The organism is Shewanella sp. BJSY2023SW001, from assembly GCF_047314685.1.
Taxonomy (GTDB): Bacteria; Pseudomonadota; Gammaproteobacteria; order Enterobacterales; family Shewanellaceae; genus Shewanella; species Shewanella indica.
The window spans coordinates 1-17,362 of sequence record NZ_JBKORF010000019.1 but is presented as its reverse complement, the minus strand read 5'-3'; the positions used below and the strand labels follow the sequence as shown (position 1 = coordinate 17,362).

The window sequence follows — 17,362 nt, the reverse complement described above, 5'->3', positions numbered from 1 at the left end:
GCCGCGTTATGCCGTGAAATTATCCATCATAAGGAGCGCCCCGCACTGCGGGGCGAATAACAAATATGTTGTGTGAAGCAAGGCGCCTGTTGGCGCTTGTCGTGTTTCTGAGCCTGGGGCTGACGGGCTGTTATGACCCTCAGCAAACCAAAGCCCAAACACCGCCGCAAAACGGTTATCCTGTTTGCATTACCACGGCCCACGGGACCAGCTGTATCGAGTCGCCGCCCAAGCGCGTAGTGACCCTGGGAGCCGGGGCCGAAGACTGGACCCTATCCTTAGGGGTTGTCCCCATCGCCATTGAACCCCATTACTGGGGCGGCGATGCAGAGGGTTATCTGCCCTGGTTTCGCCAGGCATTGGAAGCGCAAGAGCTGCCGCTGCCCGCCATCATCAGCAGTTACCCCGAACTGGATGTGGAGCGATTATTGGCGTTGAAACCGGATCTTATTCTGGCGCCCCAGTCCGGTATCACCCGCGAAAGCTTTTTGCAGCTGAGCGCTCTGGCCCCCGTCATCGCCTATCCGGACAAACCCTGGCTGACACCGGTTAAGCAGCAGGTGGAACTGATAGCCAAGGCGCTCGGCAAAGAAGCGCAGGCCAAAGCACTTTTGAAACAGCAACAGGCCTATATCGCCCGAGTCGCCGCCGAAAATCCTCAGTTCAATGGCGTGCGCCTGGCCTATATCAATGCCGCCAGTCGAGTTGGCAATCTCTCGGTTTATGTCACAGGCGATCCCAGAGTGGATCTGCTGTTGGCGCTGGGGTTTGTATTGCCGCCACAACTTTTTGGGCTCAATGCCAGCCGAGGCCACTTCGCCGCCCACATAGGACTGGAGCACGCCGACATGCTGGACGATGCCGAGCTGCTGCTCAGCTGGTACAGCTCGGACAAGGCCAGAGCCGAGGTGGAAGCCATGGCGGTTATCCGTCGTCTGCCCGCCATGCGCCGCGGTCGGTATCTGGCAATAACCGACCCGGCGTTGGTGATGGCCAGCTCCTACGGCTCGCTGCTAAGCGTTAAATGGGCTATTCCCAAGCTGGTGCCGCAACTGCAACAAACCCTGGCAGGGCAACAAGAAAACCCTCGCCCAAACAGACCGTCGGACACACAAACTGGTGCAGATACAGGCGCCCATTCAGGTGCAGATACAGGCGCGCCATCGAATAAAAACGGGAGGCCGGGATGACACACCCAAAAACTTTTCTGCAACATGGAGCTACCCAGTCCCCGAGCCGTCTTGGACGTAACACCTTAGCCCTGCTTGGGCTGCTGACGATTCTGGCGCTGCTGGTATTGGCCAACCTGCTCTTTGGCGCCCGCACGCTACCGCTGACTATGCTGGGCAAGCTCTGGCAACCGGCCGCAGACGATCATCTGTCGCTGGTGTTACAGGCAAGGCTGCCAAGATTGCTGTGCGGCATGTTGGCCGGCATGGCATTGGCAATGGCCGGTTGCGTTATCCAGGCGCTGTGCCGCAACCCCTTGGCGGATCCCGGCCTGCTCGGCGTCAATGCCGGCGCCAGTGCCTCTCTGGTCACTCTGGGGCTGTGGAGCGCAACAGCGGGTTTGAGTCTCTTCTGGCAGGCCTTGCCCGGGGCACTGCTGGCCAGCGCCTTGGTGTATCTGATGTCCAGGGCGCAGCAATCCCAGGGGCAATCCGCTGCGGTCAGGCTGATCCTGGCCGGCGCCGCCATCAGCGCCGTGCTCGGGGCCTATGTCCAGGCCAGAGTGCTGCTGAACCCGCAGCTATTTGATGGTTTCAGGTATTGGATGGCGGGCTCCCTATCCGGACTGGGCTGGCCGGAGTTTCATGCGCTCTGGCCCTATCTGCTGCCCGCCGCGGCACTCTTGTGGCTGCTGGCACCGGCGCTGAATCTGATGCTGCTGGATAATCATACCGCCAAGGCGCTCGGTGCCTCCCAGGGCTGGCAGGGGCTGCTCGCCTGGCTGGGTGCCACCTTGCTGTGCGCCGCAGCCACCGCCATTGTCGGCCCGCTGGCCTTTGTCGGCTTGGCCAGTACCCATCTGGCCAGGCGTTATCTGACACTCAATTTCCGCCTGCTATTACCGGGAGCCGCTTTAATAGGCGGCGCCATGGTGTTACTGGCAGATCTGTTGGCGCGGGTATTGATGCCGCCGGCCGAACTGCTGACCGGCATCATGGTCGCCCTACTGGGAGCGCCGTTTCTGTACCTGATGGCCCGAGGCCAAAACCTCAAGGAGGCGTCATGAAACACACCCGTTTTCCCATCTGGCAATGGGGCCCGATAACCTTAAGAGCCCCCTCCACCGGCGCCATAAGGGCTGCCTTGCTGGCTGTACTTTTGCTTGTCGGTGCACTGCTACTTAGCCTGATGCTGGGACATCAGGGCCTGGCGCCGGTGATCCTTGCCAAGGCCCTGTTTGCCGAAGCTTCCGACTATGAAAACTGGCTTTTGTGGCAATCACGCCTGCCAAGGGCCCTGTGCGCCCTCGGCGCCGGCATGGCGCTGGGACTCTCCGGCGCCGTGTTTCAAAGTCTGAGCCGTAACCCGCTGGGGAGCCCGGATATTCTCGGGGTCAATGCCGGCGCCAGTGCCGGCGCCGTCCTCTGGTTATTATGGCTGCCGGAACTGCCATTGCTGCCCGGCGCCCTCTTGGGCACTGGGGTTGTGCTCCTGCTGTTTTTCGCAGGACTCGGACGCCAATGGCAGTTTTCCCGCAATCTGGTGCTGATGGGCATCGCTATCAACGCCTTTGCCATCGCCCTGGTGCAGTTTGTACTGACACTGGTGCAAAGAGAGCAAGCGCAGCAGATGCTGGGGTATCTGTCCGGCAGTCTGGCACACCGCACCTGGGGTGATGTGCTGCTGATAACCTCAGTGTTACTGCTGGCGCTGCCCGCTCTGTTGCTGCTCTCCCGCCGTCTGTCACTGCTGAGCTTGGGCCAGGAACTGGCTCAGGCGCTTGGCAACCCGGTGCGCCAAAGCCAAACACTGGCGCTGCTGTTTGCCACCTTGCTGGCGCTGGGCGCCGTACTCTGCGCCGGCCCTGTAGCCTTCGTCGCCTTGGTGGCGCCACATCTGGCCCGCTTTGGCAATCGTCAACTGGCACTGCTGCGCTCGGCGCTGATAGGCGCGCTGTTGCTGCTAGGGGCCGACACCCTCACCTTATTGCTGCCGGGCAACCAAAGGCTGCCGGTGGGCGTATTGACCGCCCTCATCGGCGGCGTCTATCTGGCGCTACTGTTGAGCCGCGAAATCTGGGGACAACCGCAACTGGCCAAGGGACTGAAAGGAGAAAAATCATGACCCAATACCCTGACTATGACATTGCCCTCAGTGGGCATGAGCTTTATCTCGAGTACGGCCAGAGGCCCATCATAAGCGCCATGAACCTGGCCATCCCCAAGGGTAAGCTGACGGTGATCCTTGGCCCCAATGGTTGTGGCAAGTCGACCCTGCTCAAGTGTTTGAGCCAGGTACTGCCGCCCACACGCGGCCAGGTCATCTTGGGTCACACCCCTTTGGCGCAGATGAGCAACAAGGCCAGAGCCAGGGAGCTGGCATTGCTGGTGCAAAAGCCGGAATTGCCGGAAGGAATAGATGTGCAGGAGCTGGTCAGTCGCGGCCGCTACCCTCATCAGAGCCTGTGGCACCAATGGTCAGAGCAAGATGAGCTGGCGGTTGCCCAAGCCCTGGCTGCCACAGGGTTAACGACACTGGCACAAAGGCCTGTGGCCGAGCTCTCGGGCGGCCAGCAACAGCGAGTCTGGCTGGCGATGGTGCTGGCGCAGCAAACCGACTTGCTGCTGCTCGATGAACCCACCTCGTTTCTCGATATCCGCGCCCAGCTGGCAGTACTCGACTTTTGCCGAGCGTTGGTGGATCAGGGGCGCACCTTGGTATTGGTGCTGCATGACATCAATCAGGCTCTGCGCTACGGCGATCACTTGCTGTTGATGCGTGATGGCAAGCTGATTGCCTGCGGCGCACCCGAGTCACTGTTGACCGAGGCCCTACTGGAACAGGTGTTCGATATCAATGCCAGCATAATCACAGATCCCGAGGCCAACTGCCCGATGATTATCCCCAGGCCCAGAGCCCGCCCCAGATCTGCCGGACGCCATGACGGCGAGGATTCGACCAACACTGCCACCGGAGGACTGCCGTCATGGGAATGAATATTGCCAGCGAGCTCAACCAACTATTGGCGCAAAAAGCCGCCTTCTATGGCGAGCATTTCAAGGCCATAGAGAGTCTGGAGCAGTTACCCCAAGAAGCCATCAGCTTGAACTCGGTCTTGAGCCAGGCATATTACCCGGCGCTGCTGCAGCAATTTGCCCTGAGTTATCAAACCAAGGTGTCCACGACTTGTGCCACAAAGCCCGAGATCGACGCCCGGGCACTGCACTCCATGTGGAGTCAGTGGTTTTTCGGCCTGCAACTGCCACCCCTACTGCTGTGGTTATTTGCCAGTCAGCCCGGCAGCGCACTTAACCGCGCCATAACATCAGCAGCTTGCAGTGACAACTGGTACCTTGAACCTTTTGATAACGGCCGGGCAGAAACTTTTTATCTGCTGCTTGATGCGGATGTCAGCCATCCGGCTCCCGCCGGGCAACTTGCCAGTTGGGAAAGCTTACTAGAGCGGTTGCTTATTCCGATTGTCGAGCGTCTGGCAGCGCTGGGGCCAGTGCCATCAAAGCTGCACTTCAGCCATCAAGCCTATATTGTGCATTGGTATCTGGGTGAGTTGTCACTGCCCGTCAGTTGGCGGAAGCAATTGATAAGAGAGATGTTCGAGCAAGCTGAGCTGCAGCCACGTACCTATGTTGCACCGATTGTCCATCCGTTTTGGCGTAAGCTAAGGCTCAAGCAGCAGCAAAGCCCGCGTATCGCCTGTTGCCTGCGGCACAAGCTTCCCTGCACCCCAATGTGCGCCGATTGCCCGCTGGATAAGAACAGGCGCCGTAAGGGTGGCAGTAGCGGGGAAGATACCAGCAAATCTTGTGTATGCTCGGCATAGATTGACAGACTAGGATACAAGGTGCCACTCCTGGGAAATAGCGAATCCTATGTTAGAAACATCGTTAGAAATATCGTTAGAAACATTGCGATTTTTTCATGCCGAGACTCAAGCGGCTAATACACGAGAAAATTCTACTTTTGGCTGCTGTTATGTTTCGGGAGGACAAGCAAACCAGTCCTCCCCCCATTTACTGGGTCGGGCACGGAAGCGGCGGCGCCTAGGGATTTACCCGTTCAGATCCCACAGGACTCAGGATTTGACGACCAAAGCCATTTAAACCAGCCCGCTCACAAAAAACCATTTTAATTCATGATATTACGCGCCTTTACTTTCTGAGGCTGTACTCTTTTTTGTACCTATTCCGATCAGAATATCACCTTAATTTGGCCACTAAAGCTATCCGCTAAAGGGCTTAAATATCAGTAGGATGATACAAAGTGTTACTGAGATAATACTTTAGTGATATGGACAAAAAGCATACAGCGGATAGCATGATGTTGCACTTTAGTTAATCATAAGGAGTTGATATGAAAAATATAAGTGTGGCAATGGCATTGATTTCGGCTGTTGTGTTCTCTCAAACCACGTTAGCGAGCGACAATAGACTTTGCCTTACCAACGATACAGAGTTTGTAGCCAGTGGTTACTCCGTGCAGGATGGCATAGACGACCCAAACTTTGACCCAAGTATTGAGGTCCAGGTTACTTATTCAGGGAAGGTTTGCACATCATCGCCAAAAGAAGTGGATACCCTCTCAGTTCCGGTTCCAAACACTCCTATTGAAGGAGATAAAAGGACAATAGTGCAAACTCGTGGAGGGTGGGTATATACCTGGGAACAGCTCTATACCAGTAGTGGATGGCAGACTACTTTGTTTTCGCAACGCTATATTGGTAATGGCAATGGTAAACATGAAACCCAACGTTAAGTAACAAGTTCTGGGCCGTTCTAGGCCCAGTTTCTTACTTGTTTTCCCCTTCCTGAAAAAGATTGTCGGGCGAACAGGCCTACCAAGTCTTATGACTTTGTTTAATGCCTTAACGCCAGCCAATGCTTCACCCACCTGTCCGTTATAATCACGCAGGCTTAATTTGGCACTGATAAGTTGTTTATCGCGATACATGGCGCTCTCGGACAAGGAGCGCAGATGGCAGTTATTCATCAACTTCCATTGCTTCAACTCTTCTGCCTTGAGTGCATCCACAGTCTTATTTCGAGGATGTCCTGGTTCCCTTTTTCGTCTTGGTTCCCCTTGTCTACTCTGTGCCGATCTCATTTTTAGCTCACTCCAGACTGCGAAAAATATAAAAAAACGCCCCGGTGATTTACAGCCTTACCGGGGCGTTTGGTTGGAGGTTTGCGGCCTGAGGCCGCTTTTACACTAAAGCAGCGCTGTTATTCAAAGGCTGTTACTCAAAGGCTGTTACTCAAAGGCGATTCGAAGAACAGCCATTCCAATCAGTGTCAGTCGAAGAAGCGTCGTCCTTCTGCGGCCATGGTCTTGAGCAATTCGCTCGGGGCGAATCTGTCGCCGAAGCGGCTCTGGAAGCGTTCCAGCTTAGCCAGCAACTGATCGGCGCCCATGGTGTCTATATAGTGGAAAGGCCCACCGAGGAAAGGCGGGAAACCTATGCCGAAGATGGCGCCAATATCCCCATCGCGGGCAGAGGCTATGATGCCCTCTTCCAGACACCGCACCGCTTCATTGAGCATCTGCACCACACAGCGCTCTGCCAGGTTGGCATTTTCGGCGCCAACACCCGGCGCTATCCCCAGCACCTGATAAACACTCTTGTCCACTTCCTTCTTCTTGCCGGCTTTGGGACCGTAGAGATAGAAGCCCTTGGCGTTCTTGCGCCCCTTGCGGTCATCGGCGAGCAGCTTATCGAAAGCAGAGGGGGCAGCGAAACGCTCACCCAACTCTTTTTCGAGTATCGGCGAAATCTTGGCGCCCACATCAATACCCACTTCATCGAGCAGAGTGATAGGGCCGACCGGGAAACCAAACTTCACCAGCGCCTTATCCAGGCTCTCGACACTGTTGCCCTCGAGCAGCAGCTGCGCCGCTTCATTCATATAGAGCGCCAGAATACGGTTAACATAGAAACCGGCGCCATCTTTCACCACTATCGGCGTCTTGCCCTGTTTGCGGGCAAAGGCCACTGTGGTGGCTATCGTCTGGGACGAGGTTTTATCGTGGGCAATCACTTCCACCAACGGCATCTTCTCTACCGGCGAGAAGTAATGCAGGCCGATGACGTTTTCCGGTCTGGCGGCGGCTTCGGCAATCTGACCTATGGGCAGCGACGAGGTGTTGGAAGCAAAAATAGTGTGTTCACCGCATTCGCGCTCGATATCCCGCACCATTTGATGCTTGAGATTGAGATCCTCAAATACCGCCTCGACCACTATGTCGGCATCCTTGACCCCAACATAGTCTGTAGTCGTCGTCATCAAGGCCATCTGCTTATCGCGCACCGCCGGGGTCATATGCCGACGCTTGACGCCCTTATCCAGCAACTTATAGGCATAGCCCAGCGCATTGCTGAGTCCCTGCTCACTGATATCCTTGACCCGCACCGGGATTTTGGCCTTGGTAGTGGTCACTGAGGCGATACCGCCGCCCATCAGGCCACCGCCGAGCACTACGGCCTTGTGAACCGGACTGGGCTCAGCACCTTCGGCGCCGGTTTCCTTTTTCATTTCTGTGGTGGCAAAGAAGATGGAGCGCAGCGCCGCCGACTCGGGCGTCATCACCAGCTCGCCGAAATGGCGCGCCTCTGTGGCCAAACCTGCCTCTATCCCCTGACTCATCCCCACCCGCACACAGTCGATGATCTTGTCCGGCGCCGGATAGTTACCCTGGGTTTTTCTGGCAACCTGTTTACGGGCCTGATCAAAGATGATTTTCTGCCCAAAGCCGTTGCTTTCGAGCAGCTTGTTCATCATAGGTTGATTATTTTTGCCTTTACCGCGCTTGGCTTTGCCAGCCAATGCCAGTTCAACCGCCGCCTCCAGCAGAATCGACTTGGGCACCACATCGTCCACCAGCCCCATCTTCAGCGCCTGCTTGGGGCGTACCTGTTTACCGGTAAGCATCATATCCAGCGCTGTGGTGATCCCCACCAGGCGTGGCAGACGCTGGGTTCCACCACCGCCCGGCAGCAGACCGAGCTGAACTTCCGGCACCCCCAACATGGTTTTCTTGTCGTCACTGCACACCCGCAGATGACAAGCCAGTGCCAGCTCGAGGCCGCCACCGAGACAGGCGCCGTGAATGGCTGCGACTACAGGAATTTTCAGCCCTTCCAGTTCGGCAAACACCTTATGCCCTGAGCTCGACAGCTCGCGGGCATCGGCGGCGCTTTGACAGGCATCGAGCATGGAGATATCTGCGCCGGCCACGAAGGAGTCGGGCTTGCCTGAAATGATCACCAAGCCCTTGATACTGCTGTCTGTTTTGATTTCGCTCAGCAAGGCACTGATCTCAGGGCCGAATTCGGCCTTGAGGGTATTCATGCTTTCGCCGGGTACATCCATGGAAAGAATGGCAATGCCGTCGTCGCGGCGGTTGAGGCTAAAACTCTTGTTGCTGTTTTCCATCTGCAATTACTCCACTTCCACTATCATTGCCACACCCAGACCACCGGCCGCACAGGCAGTTGTCAGACCCGTACCGCCACCGCGGCGCTTCAGTTCATTACACACTTGGGTGATCAAGCGAGTACCCGTGGCCGCAAACGGATGGCCATAGGCCAGCGAGCCGCCGAGCACGTTGAACTTGCTCATATCGATTTCACCAATGGCGCGGCTCTGACCGAGTTTTTCCTCGGCAAACTTCTTCGAGGCAAACATCTTCATATTGGCCAAAGTCTGGGCGGCAAAGGCTTCGTGCATCTCTATCAGGGTCAGATCTTCGAGCTGCATACCGGCGCGTTTCAGCGCCAGTGGCGTGGCGTAGGATGGCCCCATCAGCATGTCTTGCCAGACATCTATGGCGCTGAAAGCATAGCTCTTGATATAGCCAATGGGGGTGTAACCCAGCGCCTTGGCTCGGCCTTCACTCATCAGGATCACCGCAGAGGCGCCATCGGTCAACGGGGTACTGTTGGCGGCAGTGACACTGCCGTGTTTGCGGTCGAATACGGGTCTGAGTTTGGCGTAAGACTCAAGGGACGAGTTGTCGCGGATATTGTTGTCACGCTCGATAAAACTCTTGTAGGGCGGCACATGAGCCACCATGACTTCATCCTTGAGCTTGCCTTCATTCCAGCTCTGGCTCGCCAGGGTATGAGAGCGGTGGGCCAGCGCATCCTGATCGGCACGGCTGATGCCGTGGCTCTTGGCCATCTGCTCGGCGGTTTGCCCCATGGACAGGCCGGTAGAATATTCGGCCACAGCAGGCGGCACAGGCAAGAGATCTTTAAACCCCAGACGGCGAACTATGTTCCACTTCTGTCCCAGGGTACGGGCCTTGTTGAGATCGACCAAGGCATGGGCCAACTTGCGGGACACCCCGATAGGCAGCACAGAGGAGGAATCCGAGCCCCCGGCTATGCCTATTTCGATATTGCCCGTCATGATCGACTCGGCAATATTGACAGTGGACTGAAAACTGGTGGCACAGGCACGGGTAACACTGTAGGCATCTGTGTGCAAATTCATGCCGGTACCCAGAACAATTTCACGGGCAATATTGGGCGCGGCCGGCATCTGTACGACCTGGCCGTAGACAAGCTGCTCAATCAGCTTGGGGTCCAATTCACTGCGACTGAGCAGCTCATTGACCACCATCTTGCCCATATCCAGCGCCGACACGCCGTGAAACGCCGTCGCCTGTTTGGCAAACGGGGTACGCAGACCGGCCACTATGGCAATCCGCTCGCCCCTGGCATTGGTTACCTGTTGTCTGTCACTCATTTGTCACCCTCTTATTAAGCAGCGCACGCCGAAAATGGCCCTGACACTGCGCTTTATTGTTTTTCCATAAGAGACCCGTACTGCCCTAAACAGGTCTGACCATTAAAAGTGTGATCTGATTCTAACTTCTTGTTGGCCGGTTTTAAACACTTGTTTGTTTTTTTAACACTAGCCAAGGGCGCAGGGAATTCTTTACCATAACCGCTGTCTATAGTTGGGCCTTAAAATAAAACGAGTAGCATCATGCCTTTGAGTCGATTTCATGCACTGCGGACCTATCTGGATCAAGTGATCATAGGTCAGCCAATTTTGACCGAAAACCTGCTTATCGCTCTGATAGCCGATGGCCACCTGTTAGTGGAAGGACCACCGGGGCTGGCCAAGACCCGGGCCGTTAAAGCGCTGTGTGATGGCATTGAAGGCGACTTTCATCGCATTCAGTTTACCCCGGACCTGCTGCCGGCCGATTTGACCGGCACCGACATCTATCGCGCCCAAACCGCGACCTTTGAATTTGAGGCGGGGCCGATATTTCACAACCTTATTCTGGCGGATGAAATCAACCGTGCCCCGGCCAAGGTGCAGTCGGCCCTTTTGGAAGCCATGGCCGAAGGCCAGGTGACAGTGGGCAAGCACTCCTACAAGTTACCGCCGCTGTTTTTAGTGATGGCGACCCAAAACCCGCTGGAAAACGAGGGCACCTACCCGCTACCGGAAGCCCAGCTTGACCGCTTCCTGATGCACCTGAACCTGGATTACCCGGAAGCAGACACTGAGCTTGAGATCCTGCGTTTGTCCCGCAGCGAAGCCAAGACCCACGGCATGGAGAAAGTCACTCCCATAGGCCAGCAGGAAGTATTCCTCGCCCGGGAGCAGGCGCTGGAGCTGTATCTGGCCGAGCCGCTGGAGCGTTATATTGTTGACTTGGTGATGGCGACCCGTCAGCCTCAGCGCTACAGCGACCAGTTGGCCAAGTGGCTGGAATACGGCGTCAGCCCGCGGGCGACCCAATCCATCGAGCGCTGCGCCCGCGCCCGCGCCTGGTTATATGAACGTGACTTTGTCTCCCCTGAAGATATTCAAGCCGTGGTGCCCAATGTACTGCGCCACCGCTTGCTGCTGAGTTATCAGGCGCAGGCCGAAGGGGTCAGCCGCGATCAGGTGATTGACCATGTGCTCAATCAGGTGGCCGTTCCCTGATGAAAGCCGCAACAACAGACTCTTCACTGCCACTGTTTGCCGACGGCCTCCACCTGTGTGAGGCCGAGCTGCTTGCCTGCCAGAATATCGCCCGCGCTCTGGGTGACAGGCAGGGAAAAGCCCGCGCGGCCATGGCCGGTCACAGGGCCAGCCTGGTCAAGGGCCGCGGCATGGAATTTGCCGAAGTGCGCCACTATCAACAGGGTGATGATGTCCGCACCATAGATTGGCGGGTCACAGCCCGCACCGGCAAGGCGCATACCAAGCTGTTTGTCGAGGAGCGTGAACGCCCTATTCTGCTGTTGGTGGATATGAAGCACAGCCTCTATTTCGGCTCCCAGCTATTATTACAGTCGGTACAGGCGGCGCATCTGGCGGCGACCTTGGGCTGGAATGCCATCATGCAGGGCGACCGTCTCGGCGCGCTGGTGGTGGGCGATAGCGCCCACAGAGAGCTTAAGCCAAGAGCACGCAACCAGGGGATCCTGGCACTGATATCGGCGCTGGTGGCGGTACACAAGTCGCAGCTCGAAGCGCTGGACAGCCCCCATGAAGATGGTCAGGCGTTAATGCTCCAGGCCTGTCAACGTCTGGCACGACTGGCCAAACCCGGCTCCCTTATCTGGATAATCACAGACGGCAACGGTTTTGGCAGCGAATGTCAGCAGGCGCTGTCGGAACTCAAACGCCACTGCGAGCTGGCGGCCTTTGTGGTAACAGATCCCATGCGCCAAGGCACACTCGAGCTGCCGCGGCAGTTTGCCCTGCCGGTACGGGAGTCGGGCCGCAGCCTGATCCTGGATCGCAGCGGTTATGATGCCTGGCTCGGTCGTCAGCGCGCCAACCTGACGCAGTTTGATACCCTGATGCAACAACTCAAGGTCCCGGTTCGCACTCTGGATGCCGGCCGGCGCCTCAATCAACAATTGACACTGTTAAGATGAATCCCAATCAAGCCAATCCGGCGCTGAGTGCGCTCAAGGATATTCAACTACCGGCCGAGGTGCCCTTTTGGCCTCCGGCTCCCGGTATTTGGCTGCTGATGCTGCTGGCCTTGTTACTGCTTGGCGCCGCGGCATTCTTTGGCTATCGGCGCCTGCAGACAGCCAAGGCTCACAAGGCGGTGGCTCAAGCCGCCATGACTGAACTGATGCAGTTGCAGGACCAGGACCCGGAGCTGCTATCCAAGATGAGTGCATTATTGAAACGCACCGCCATCAGCTATGGTGAGCGTGCCCAGGTGGCCGGACTCAGCGGTAACCCCTGGGCCGAGTATCTGGATAACGCACTGCCAGCCAAGCTGCGTGGGCGCTTCGCCTCTTTGCTCGAAAATCAATACAGTGGTCAACCGAGCGCAGCCCCTGCCGAGTTGCGGGCGCTTTGTGTTTGCTGGCTCAAGTGCGCACCGAAACACTTTGCCAAGGGAGGTAAACCAAGATGCTGACCCTCCATTGGCCCTGGTTACTGCTGCTTATTCCATTGCCGCTGCTGCTTGCCTATCGCCCCGCAGTCAACAGCGGTGGTCAACTGCAACTGCCCGGCGTCGATGCCCATGCCCGCGAGCAGCAACAAAGCAAACGCAGAGCGCCCTTGAGTCTCTGGCTGTTGTGGTGCCTGTTATTACTGGCGATCGCCCGGCCACAGTGGCTCGGCGAGCCCATAGAGCTGCCCACAGAGGGGCGGGACCTGATGCTGGCGGTGGATCTCTCCGGCAGTATGCAGATTGAAGACATGGTGCTCGATGGCAAAGCGGTAGACAGATTCACCCTGATCCAGAAAGTGGTCAGCGACTTTATCGAGCGCCGCGCCGGCGATCGTATCGGCCTGATATTGTTTGCCGATGCCGCCTACCTGCAGGCGCCACTGACTCAGGACAGACGCTCTGTGGCTCAGTATCTCAAGGAAGCTCAAATCGGCCTGGTGGGCAAACAGACCGCCATTGGCGATGCCATTGCCCTGGCGGTAAAACGCTTCGATAAGGTCAAAGACAGCAACCGGGTGTTGGTGCTCTTGACCGATGGCTCCAACAATGCCGGTAGCATAGTGCCGGATCAGGCCGCCGCCATTGCCGCCAAGCGCGGCATCACCATCTACACCATAGGTGTGGGCGCCGATGTGATGGAGCGTCGCACCCTGTTTGGCCGTGAGCGGGTCAACCCCTCGATGGATCTGGATGAAGCCCAGCTGCAACGGATAAGCGATGCCACCAAGGGGCGCTATTTCCGTGCCCGGAATACCGAAGAACTGGAACAGATCTATCAGGAAATCGACAAGCTGGAGCCCGTCAGCCGTGACGCCCTCAGTTACCGGCCGCAATCCGAGCTGTTTTACTGGCCGCTGGGACTGGCGCTGGCGCTGAGCGTACTATTGCAGCTGCAAAGCCTGTTGCTCAGCGTCTGGCCAAGGCCTTGGGGGAGGAAATCATGAGTTTGCACTTTATCCGTCCCGAATGGCTGTGGGCCTTAGTGCCACTGGCATTGCTGTTAGTGCTGCAAAGTCGCCGCCAAGCGGGTCAATCTGACTGGGATCGTTATATTGCGCCGCATCTGGCGCCACTGCTGTTGACCCAAGGCAGCAAAAGTCGCCAAAACCGCCTGCCCTGGCTTGGTCTGGCCTGGTTGGTGGCGGTACTGGCCTTAAGCGGCCCGGCGCTCTACAAGAAACCCCTGCCGGTATTTGCCAGCAGCACAGGAAGGGTGCTGGTGATGGATATGTCTTTGTCCATGTATGCCACAGACGCCGCCCCCAACCGTTTGACCCAGGCCAGGTTCCGCGCCACGGATCTGCTGGGGCAACTCAATGAGGGGGAAACCGCCCTGCTGGCCTACGCGGGTGACGCCTTTGTCATCAGCCCCTTGACCCGGGATCGCAACACCCTGCTCAATCTGTTGCCAACCCTGAGCCCGGCCATCATGCCAGTGCGCGGCTCCAATTTAACCGCGGCGCTGGAGAAAGCCAAGGAGCTGCTCAGCCAGGGCGGCCACCTGCAGGGCGATATCATCTTGATGACAGATGGCGTCGGCAGCCGTCAGCTCAACGCCGCCAGACAGGCGATTGAGGGCAGTCACTACCGCTTGGGCATTCTGGCGATAGGTTCATCCCAGGGTGCACCGATAAGGCTGCCGGATGGGCAACTGCTCAAGGACAGCCGAAATGAAGTGGTAGTACCGGCCACCGACTTTGGCATGCTCAGCGAGCTGGCGAGTGCCGGGAACGGCATTTTGGTGCCCTACAGCAACGACGGCAAGGATCTGCAAACGCTGGTGCAGTGGCTCGCCACCAGCTCGGATGCCACAGAAACAGATCTTGCCGGCGATACCTGGGTCGACCTTGGCCCCTATCTGGCATTCTTGCTGTTGTTGCCGCTGCTTTTAAGCTTTCGCAGCGGCCTGCCGGTGCTATTGCTGCCCTTGAGCCTTGGCCTGCTTGTCAGCCCATCTAGCCAGGCAAGCGGCTGGGATGACCTTTGGCAAACCCGAGATCAGCAGGGAATGCAGGCATTCAAGCAAGAGGATTTTGCCACTGCCGCCGACAAGTTTATTGACCCCGCCTGGCAAGGCAGCGCCCGCTACCGCAGCGGCGATTATCAGGGTGCGCTGCAAGCCTTCGAGCAAGATGGCAGTGCCACAGGCTTATACAACCAAGGCAATGCCCTGATGCAGCTTGGCCAATTCGAGGAGGCTGCCAAGAGATACAAAGAGGCGCTGAAAAAAGATCCCCAAATGCAGGATGCTGCTGCAAATAAGGTCTTAGCCGATGAACTGCGCGAGCAACAAAAGGCTCAACAGCAACAAGGTTCTCAGTCCGGCAAGGATCAGAGTCAGGACAGTCAGGACAGTCAGGACAGTCAGGACAGCGCCCAGGGTGACAACAGCCAGGGCCAAAACCAGGACAAAGAGCAAGGTCAAAACAGCCAAGCCGACCAAGGCTCAAGCAAGGACTCGGACCAGGGCTCAGATAAAGACGCTAACAAAGAGAATAGCGCTCCATCCGCTGCCGACTCGCAAAATGCTGCTGACAATGCCGCCGAGAAGGACGCCGAAGGCGCTCAGAACCCGCAGAATGCCGAGGATAACACCGGCGCAGACTCTGAGCCTGAGATGCAGGCTTCATTGCCACAAGAGCAAGAGCCGCAAAATGAGTCAAGCACAGCTGCAGGTCAAAACGGTGCAGCTAAGCAGGATGGCTCTGAGTCTGATGCCGACAAGGCCAACTCGGCGAGTCTTGCCGAACAACAACAGGGGCCAAACGATGAGCAAAGCGATGATCAGGTTAAGGCACAAGTTGCCGCCTCGTCACTCGATGACACCGAGCCCCTGCCCCCCGAAATGGAGCGGGCGCTGAAGGCATTGGTGGATGACCCGGCCACTTTGCTGCGCAACAAGATGCAACTCGAGTATCAAAAACGCCGCCAGCGCGGCGAGACACCCAAGGACAATGAACAGTGGTAACTAGACTTATTCCTCTATTGCTTCTGTGCCTGCTGCCGCTCAAGGCACTGGCACTGACACAGCTTCAGGCCTCGGTCGATCGCAATCCCGTGACCGAGAGCGAGTACTTTATGCTGTCCGTGGTGGCAGATGATGAACTCGAAGCCCAGGCACTGGACACCTCGGCCCTGTTGAAAGACTTTATCGTCGGCCGCACCAGCGTCAGTCGCAGTACCCAAATCATCAATTTTGATGCCCGCAAGGAAACCCGTTGGCAAGTGATGCTGACCCCCAAAACCACAGGTCAGGTCACTATTCCGGCCCTGAGTATCGATGGCGTCAGCAGCGATGCCATCGAATTGAAGGTAATGCCGGCCGGTAGCCGCCCGGAGGCGCAAAAATACCTGTTCCTGCGTACCAGTATCTCGGCCAAGGAGGCCTATGTCGGCCAGCTGCTCACCTACAAGGTAAAACTCTTTCTGGCCGTTGAGCTGCAGCGTGGAGTGTTGTCGGCCCCCTCCATCAGCGGTGCCCAGATAAAACAGCTCGGCGAGGATAAAGAAAGCAGTGAAATAGTCAACGGTCGCCGTTTTCGGGTGATAGAGCGCAGCTACGGCATCATAGCCGATGAACCCGGCGAACTGGCGATTTCCGGTGCCAACTTCTCGGGAGATGTGCTGGTCGATACCCCAAGACGCGGCATGTTCGCCTTTCAGGAAAGTCGCCCCATGCAGGCCCAGAGTGACAGCATGCTGGTCAGCATCAAGCCGATCCCGGCCGAATATCACGGCGACTGGCTGGTATCGGATCTGGTGATGCTCAAAGAGGAATGGGACGACAAGCAGACTTTTGAAGTGGGTCGCCCTATTACCCGCAACCTGACACTGCTGGCATCCAATGCCGATGAAACCAGCCTGCCGGAGCTGAAACTGAGCTTGCCGGACAATCTCAAGAGCTATCCGGAAAAGGCGCAGCGCAAGACCTTCGTTCGCGACAACCAACTTGTGTCTCAACTGACCCAAACCATTGCCATAGTGCCCTCCAAACCGGGGAGTTATACCCTGCCGGAGATCAAGGTGCCTTGGTGGAATCCGCATTTAAAGCAGCAGGAGTTCGCCCTGCTGCCGGCGCGCACTATCCAGGTGGCCCCCGCTGCCGATATGCCACAGCCCGTCATCAACCCACCGCAGGAAGAACCAAACCTCAGTGCCGGCTTCTGGCCTTGGTTGACCGCCCTGTTTGCGTTGCTGTGGCTGGCCACCTGTGTGCTGTGGCTAAAGGCGCGTAAACAACAAGCGATAGCCGCTCCGTCAACAGAGCCGCAAGCTCAAACAAGCGAAACCCGGCCGGGGTTGGCTCAGGCTTGTCAGCAAGGGGACTTGAGCCGGGTATTCAAGGCATTGCTACAGGAACTCAGTGATATCACGGGCCATAGCGTCACACTCGATGAACTGCCTAAACTGGCACCTGAGTTGGCCGTCGTGGTCGCCAAAATTCAGGCCAGTCGCTATGGCAGACAAGGCAGCGATCCCGCTCAGTATTTCCCGGCGCTGTTGCAAGCCTTTGAACGCTTCCAGAGCCAATACTCCAAGGCGGCTGATTCGGCCTCGGCGCTGGCGCCGCTGAATCCTTAATCTACAGCTTCAGCCATAGCGATTAGACGCTATGGCTGAGTGCTTGTCCGGGTAAAGTCCGCAGTCCCCCTAATGCCGTTCACTTAGTGTGAACGGCATTTTTCTTAGGCTTAATGGGATACTTGTTTTTACTCATTTTTAACGCACGTGGATAGGCTCTATC

Annotated in this window: 14 protein-coding genes and 1 pseudogene; 12 read left to right on the top strand and 3 right to left on the bottom strand. The window is 57.1% G+C overall.

The features are described from left to right. Positions 1-65 precede the first annotated feature (65 nt). The 6 genes from ACMHXH_RS04180 (at position 66) to ACMHXH_RS04155 (ending at position 5,943) form a co-directional block, all read left to right on the top strand. Entirely contained in the window at positions 66-1,190 is a 1,125-nt protein-coding gene (locus tag ACMHXH_RS04180) for an iron-siderophore ABC transporter substrate-binding protein (RefSeq protein WP_335911963.1), read from the top strand. Next, positions 1,187-2,236, top strand: a complete 1,050-nt coding sequence (locus ACMHXH_RS04175) for a FecCD family ABC transporter permease (protein WP_215773068.1) — start codon at positions 1,187-1,189, stop codon at positions 2,234-2,236. Before ACMHXH_RS04180 ends, ACMHXH_RS04175 begins: the two co-directional genes overlap by 4 nt. Further along, a complete protein-coding gene (locus ACMHXH_RS04170; protein ID WP_335911962.1) occupies positions 2,233-3,294 on the top strand; it encodes a FecCD family ABC transporter permease in 1,062 nt (353 codons plus the stop codon). The genes ACMHXH_RS04175 and ACMHXH_RS04170 overlap by 4 nt, the downstream gene beginning before the upstream one ends. Next, positions 3,291-4,166: an ABC transporter ATP-binding protein gene (locus ACMHXH_RS04165; RefSeq protein ID WP_052247900.1), complete on the top strand. Its 876-nt coding sequence runs from the start codon at positions 3,291-3,293 to the stop codon at positions 4,164-4,166. Before ACMHXH_RS04170 ends, ACMHXH_RS04165 begins: the two co-directional genes overlap by 4 nt. Beyond that, complete coding sequence (fhuF, locus tag ACMHXH_RS04160; RefSeq protein WP_082014196.1) at positions 4,157-5,011, top strand: siderophore-iron reductase FhuF; 855 nt, start codon at positions 4,157-4,159, stop codon at positions 5,009-5,011. The genes ACMHXH_RS04165 and fhuF overlap by 10 nt, the downstream gene beginning before the upstream one ends. 530 nt (positions 5,012-5,541) lie before the next feature. After that, on the top strand, positions 5,542-5,943 hold the full coding sequence (locus ACMHXH_RS04155) for a hypothetical protein (RefSeq protein WP_234500824.1): 402 nt from the start codon (positions 5,542-5,544) through the stop codon (positions 5,941-5,943). 60 nt (positions 5,944-6,003) lie between these two features. Here ACMHXH_RS04155 and ACMHXH_RS04150 read toward each other — a convergent pair. The 3 genes and pseudogenes from ACMHXH_RS04150 to fadI form a co-directional block, all read right to left on the bottom strand. Continuing rightward, a pseudogene (locus ACMHXH_RS04150) lies at positions 6,004-6,246 on the bottom strand (IS5/IS1182 family transposase); the annotation flags it as partial. A gap of 233 nt (positions 6,247-6,479) precedes the next feature. Continuing rightward, a complete protein-coding gene (fadJ, locus tag ACMHXH_RS04145) occupies positions 6,480-8,618 on the bottom strand; it encodes a fatty acid oxidation complex subunit alpha FadJ (protein ID WP_335911961.1) in 2,139 nt (712 codons plus the stop codon). Between the two features lie 6 nt (positions 8,619-8,624). Next, entirely contained in the window at positions 8,625-9,935 is a 1,311-nt protein-coding gene (gene fadI / locus ACMHXH_RS04140) for an acetyl-CoA C-acyltransferase FadI (RefSeq protein WP_044734713.1), read from the bottom strand. 243 nt (positions 9,936-10,178) lie between these two features. Here fadI and ACMHXH_RS04135 point away from each other — a divergent pair, with 243 nt between their 5' ends. The 6 genes from ACMHXH_RS04135 to ACMHXH_RS04110 are packed head-to-tail and all read left to right on the top strand — an operon-like array spanning position 10,179 to position 17,199. After that, the gene (locus ACMHXH_RS04135) at positions 10,179-11,135 is read left to right on the top strand and encodes an AAA family ATPase (RefSeq protein WP_028780795.1); all 957 of its coding nucleotides are present in this window, start codon (positions 10,179-10,181) and stop codon (positions 11,133-11,135) included. Continuing rightward, the gene (locus tag ACMHXH_RS04130; protein ID WP_071475927.1) at positions 11,135-12,079 is read left to right on the top strand and encodes a DUF58 domain-containing protein; all 945 of its coding nucleotides are present in this window, start codon (positions 11,135-11,137) and stop codon (positions 12,077-12,079) included. The genes ACMHXH_RS04135 and ACMHXH_RS04130 overlap by 1 nt, the downstream gene beginning before the upstream one ends. Continuing rightward, a complete protein-coding gene (locus ACMHXH_RS04125) occupies positions 12,076-12,579 on the top strand; it encodes a DUF4381 domain-containing protein (RefSeq protein WP_215774235.1) in 504 nt (167 codons plus the stop codon). The genes ACMHXH_RS04130 and ACMHXH_RS04125 overlap by 4 nt, the downstream gene beginning before the upstream one ends. After that, positions 12,573-13,562, top strand: a complete 990-nt coding sequence (locus tag ACMHXH_RS04120; RefSeq protein WP_335909989.1) for a VWA domain-containing protein — start codon at positions 12,573-12,575, stop codon at positions 13,560-13,562. Before ACMHXH_RS04125 ends, ACMHXH_RS04120 begins: the two co-directional genes overlap by 7 nt. Further along, a complete protein-coding gene (locus tag ACMHXH_RS04115; protein ID WP_335911960.1) occupies positions 13,559-15,586 on the top strand; it encodes a vWA domain-containing protein in 2,028 nt (675 codons plus the stop codon). The genes ACMHXH_RS04120 and ACMHXH_RS04115 overlap by 4 nt, the downstream gene beginning before the upstream one ends. Then, positions 15,580-17,199: a BatD family protein gene (locus tag ACMHXH_RS04110; RefSeq protein ID WP_413737650.1), complete on the top strand. Its 1,620-nt coding sequence runs from the start codon at positions 15,580-15,582 to the stop codon at positions 17,197-17,199. Before ACMHXH_RS04115 ends, ACMHXH_RS04110 begins: the two co-directional genes overlap by 7 nt. Positions 17,200-17,362: the final 163 nt, after the last annotated feature.

What these genes read in the sequence shown, in the direction of transcription:
- ACMHXH_RS04180 (WP_335911963.1), top strand. Translation starts at nt 66, where the DNA reads ATGTTGTGTGAAGCAAGGCGCCTGTTGGCGCTTGTCGTGTTTCTGAGC.
- ACMHXH_RS04175 (WP_215773068.1), top strand. Translation starts at nt 1,187, where the DNA reads ATGACACACCCAAAAACTTTTCTGCAACATGGAGCTACCCAGTCCCCG.
- ACMHXH_RS04170 (WP_335911962.1), top strand. Translation starts at nt 2,233, where the DNA reads ATGAAACACACCCGTTTTCCCATCTGGCAATGGGGCCCGATAACCTTA.
- ACMHXH_RS04165 (WP_052247900.1), top strand. Translation starts at nt 3,291, where the DNA reads ATGACCCAATACCCTGACTATGACATTGCCCTCAGTGGGCATGAGCTT.
- fhuF (WP_082014196.1), top strand. Translation starts at nt 4,157, where the DNA reads ATGGGAATGAATATTGCCAGCGAGCTCAACCAACTATTGGCGCAAAAA.
- ACMHXH_RS04155 (WP_234500824.1), top strand. Translation starts at nt 5,542, where the DNA reads ATGAAAAATATAAGTGTGGCAATGGCATTGATTTCGGCTGTTGTGTTC.
- fadJ (WP_335911961.1), bottom strand. Translation starts at nt 8,618, where the DNA reads ATGGAAAACAGCAACAAGAGTTTTAGCCTCAACCGCCGCGACGACGGC.
- fadI (WP_044734713.1), bottom strand. Translation starts at nt 9,935, where the DNA reads ATGAGTGACAGACAACAGGTAACCAATGCCAGGGGCGAGCGGATTGCC.
- ACMHXH_RS04135 (WP_028780795.1), top strand. Translation starts at nt 10,179, where the DNA reads ATGCCTTTGAGTCGATTTCATGCACTGCGGACCTATCTGGATCAAGTG.
- ACMHXH_RS04130 (WP_071475927.1), top strand. Translation starts at nt 11,135, where the DNA reads ATGAAAGCCGCAACAACAGACTCTTCACTGCCACTGTTTGCCGACGGC.
- ACMHXH_RS04125 (WP_215774235.1), top strand. Translation starts at nt 12,076, where the DNA reads ATGAATCCCAATCAAGCCAATCCGGCGCTGAGTGCGCTCAAGGATATT.
- ACMHXH_RS04120 (WP_335909989.1), top strand. Translation starts at nt 12,573, where the DNA reads ATGCTGACCCTCCATTGGCCCTGGTTACTGCTGCTTATTCCATTGCCG.
- ACMHXH_RS04115 (WP_335911960.1), top strand. Translation starts at nt 13,559, where the DNA reads ATGAGTTTGCACTTTATCCGTCCCGAATGGCTGTGGGCCTTAGTGCCA.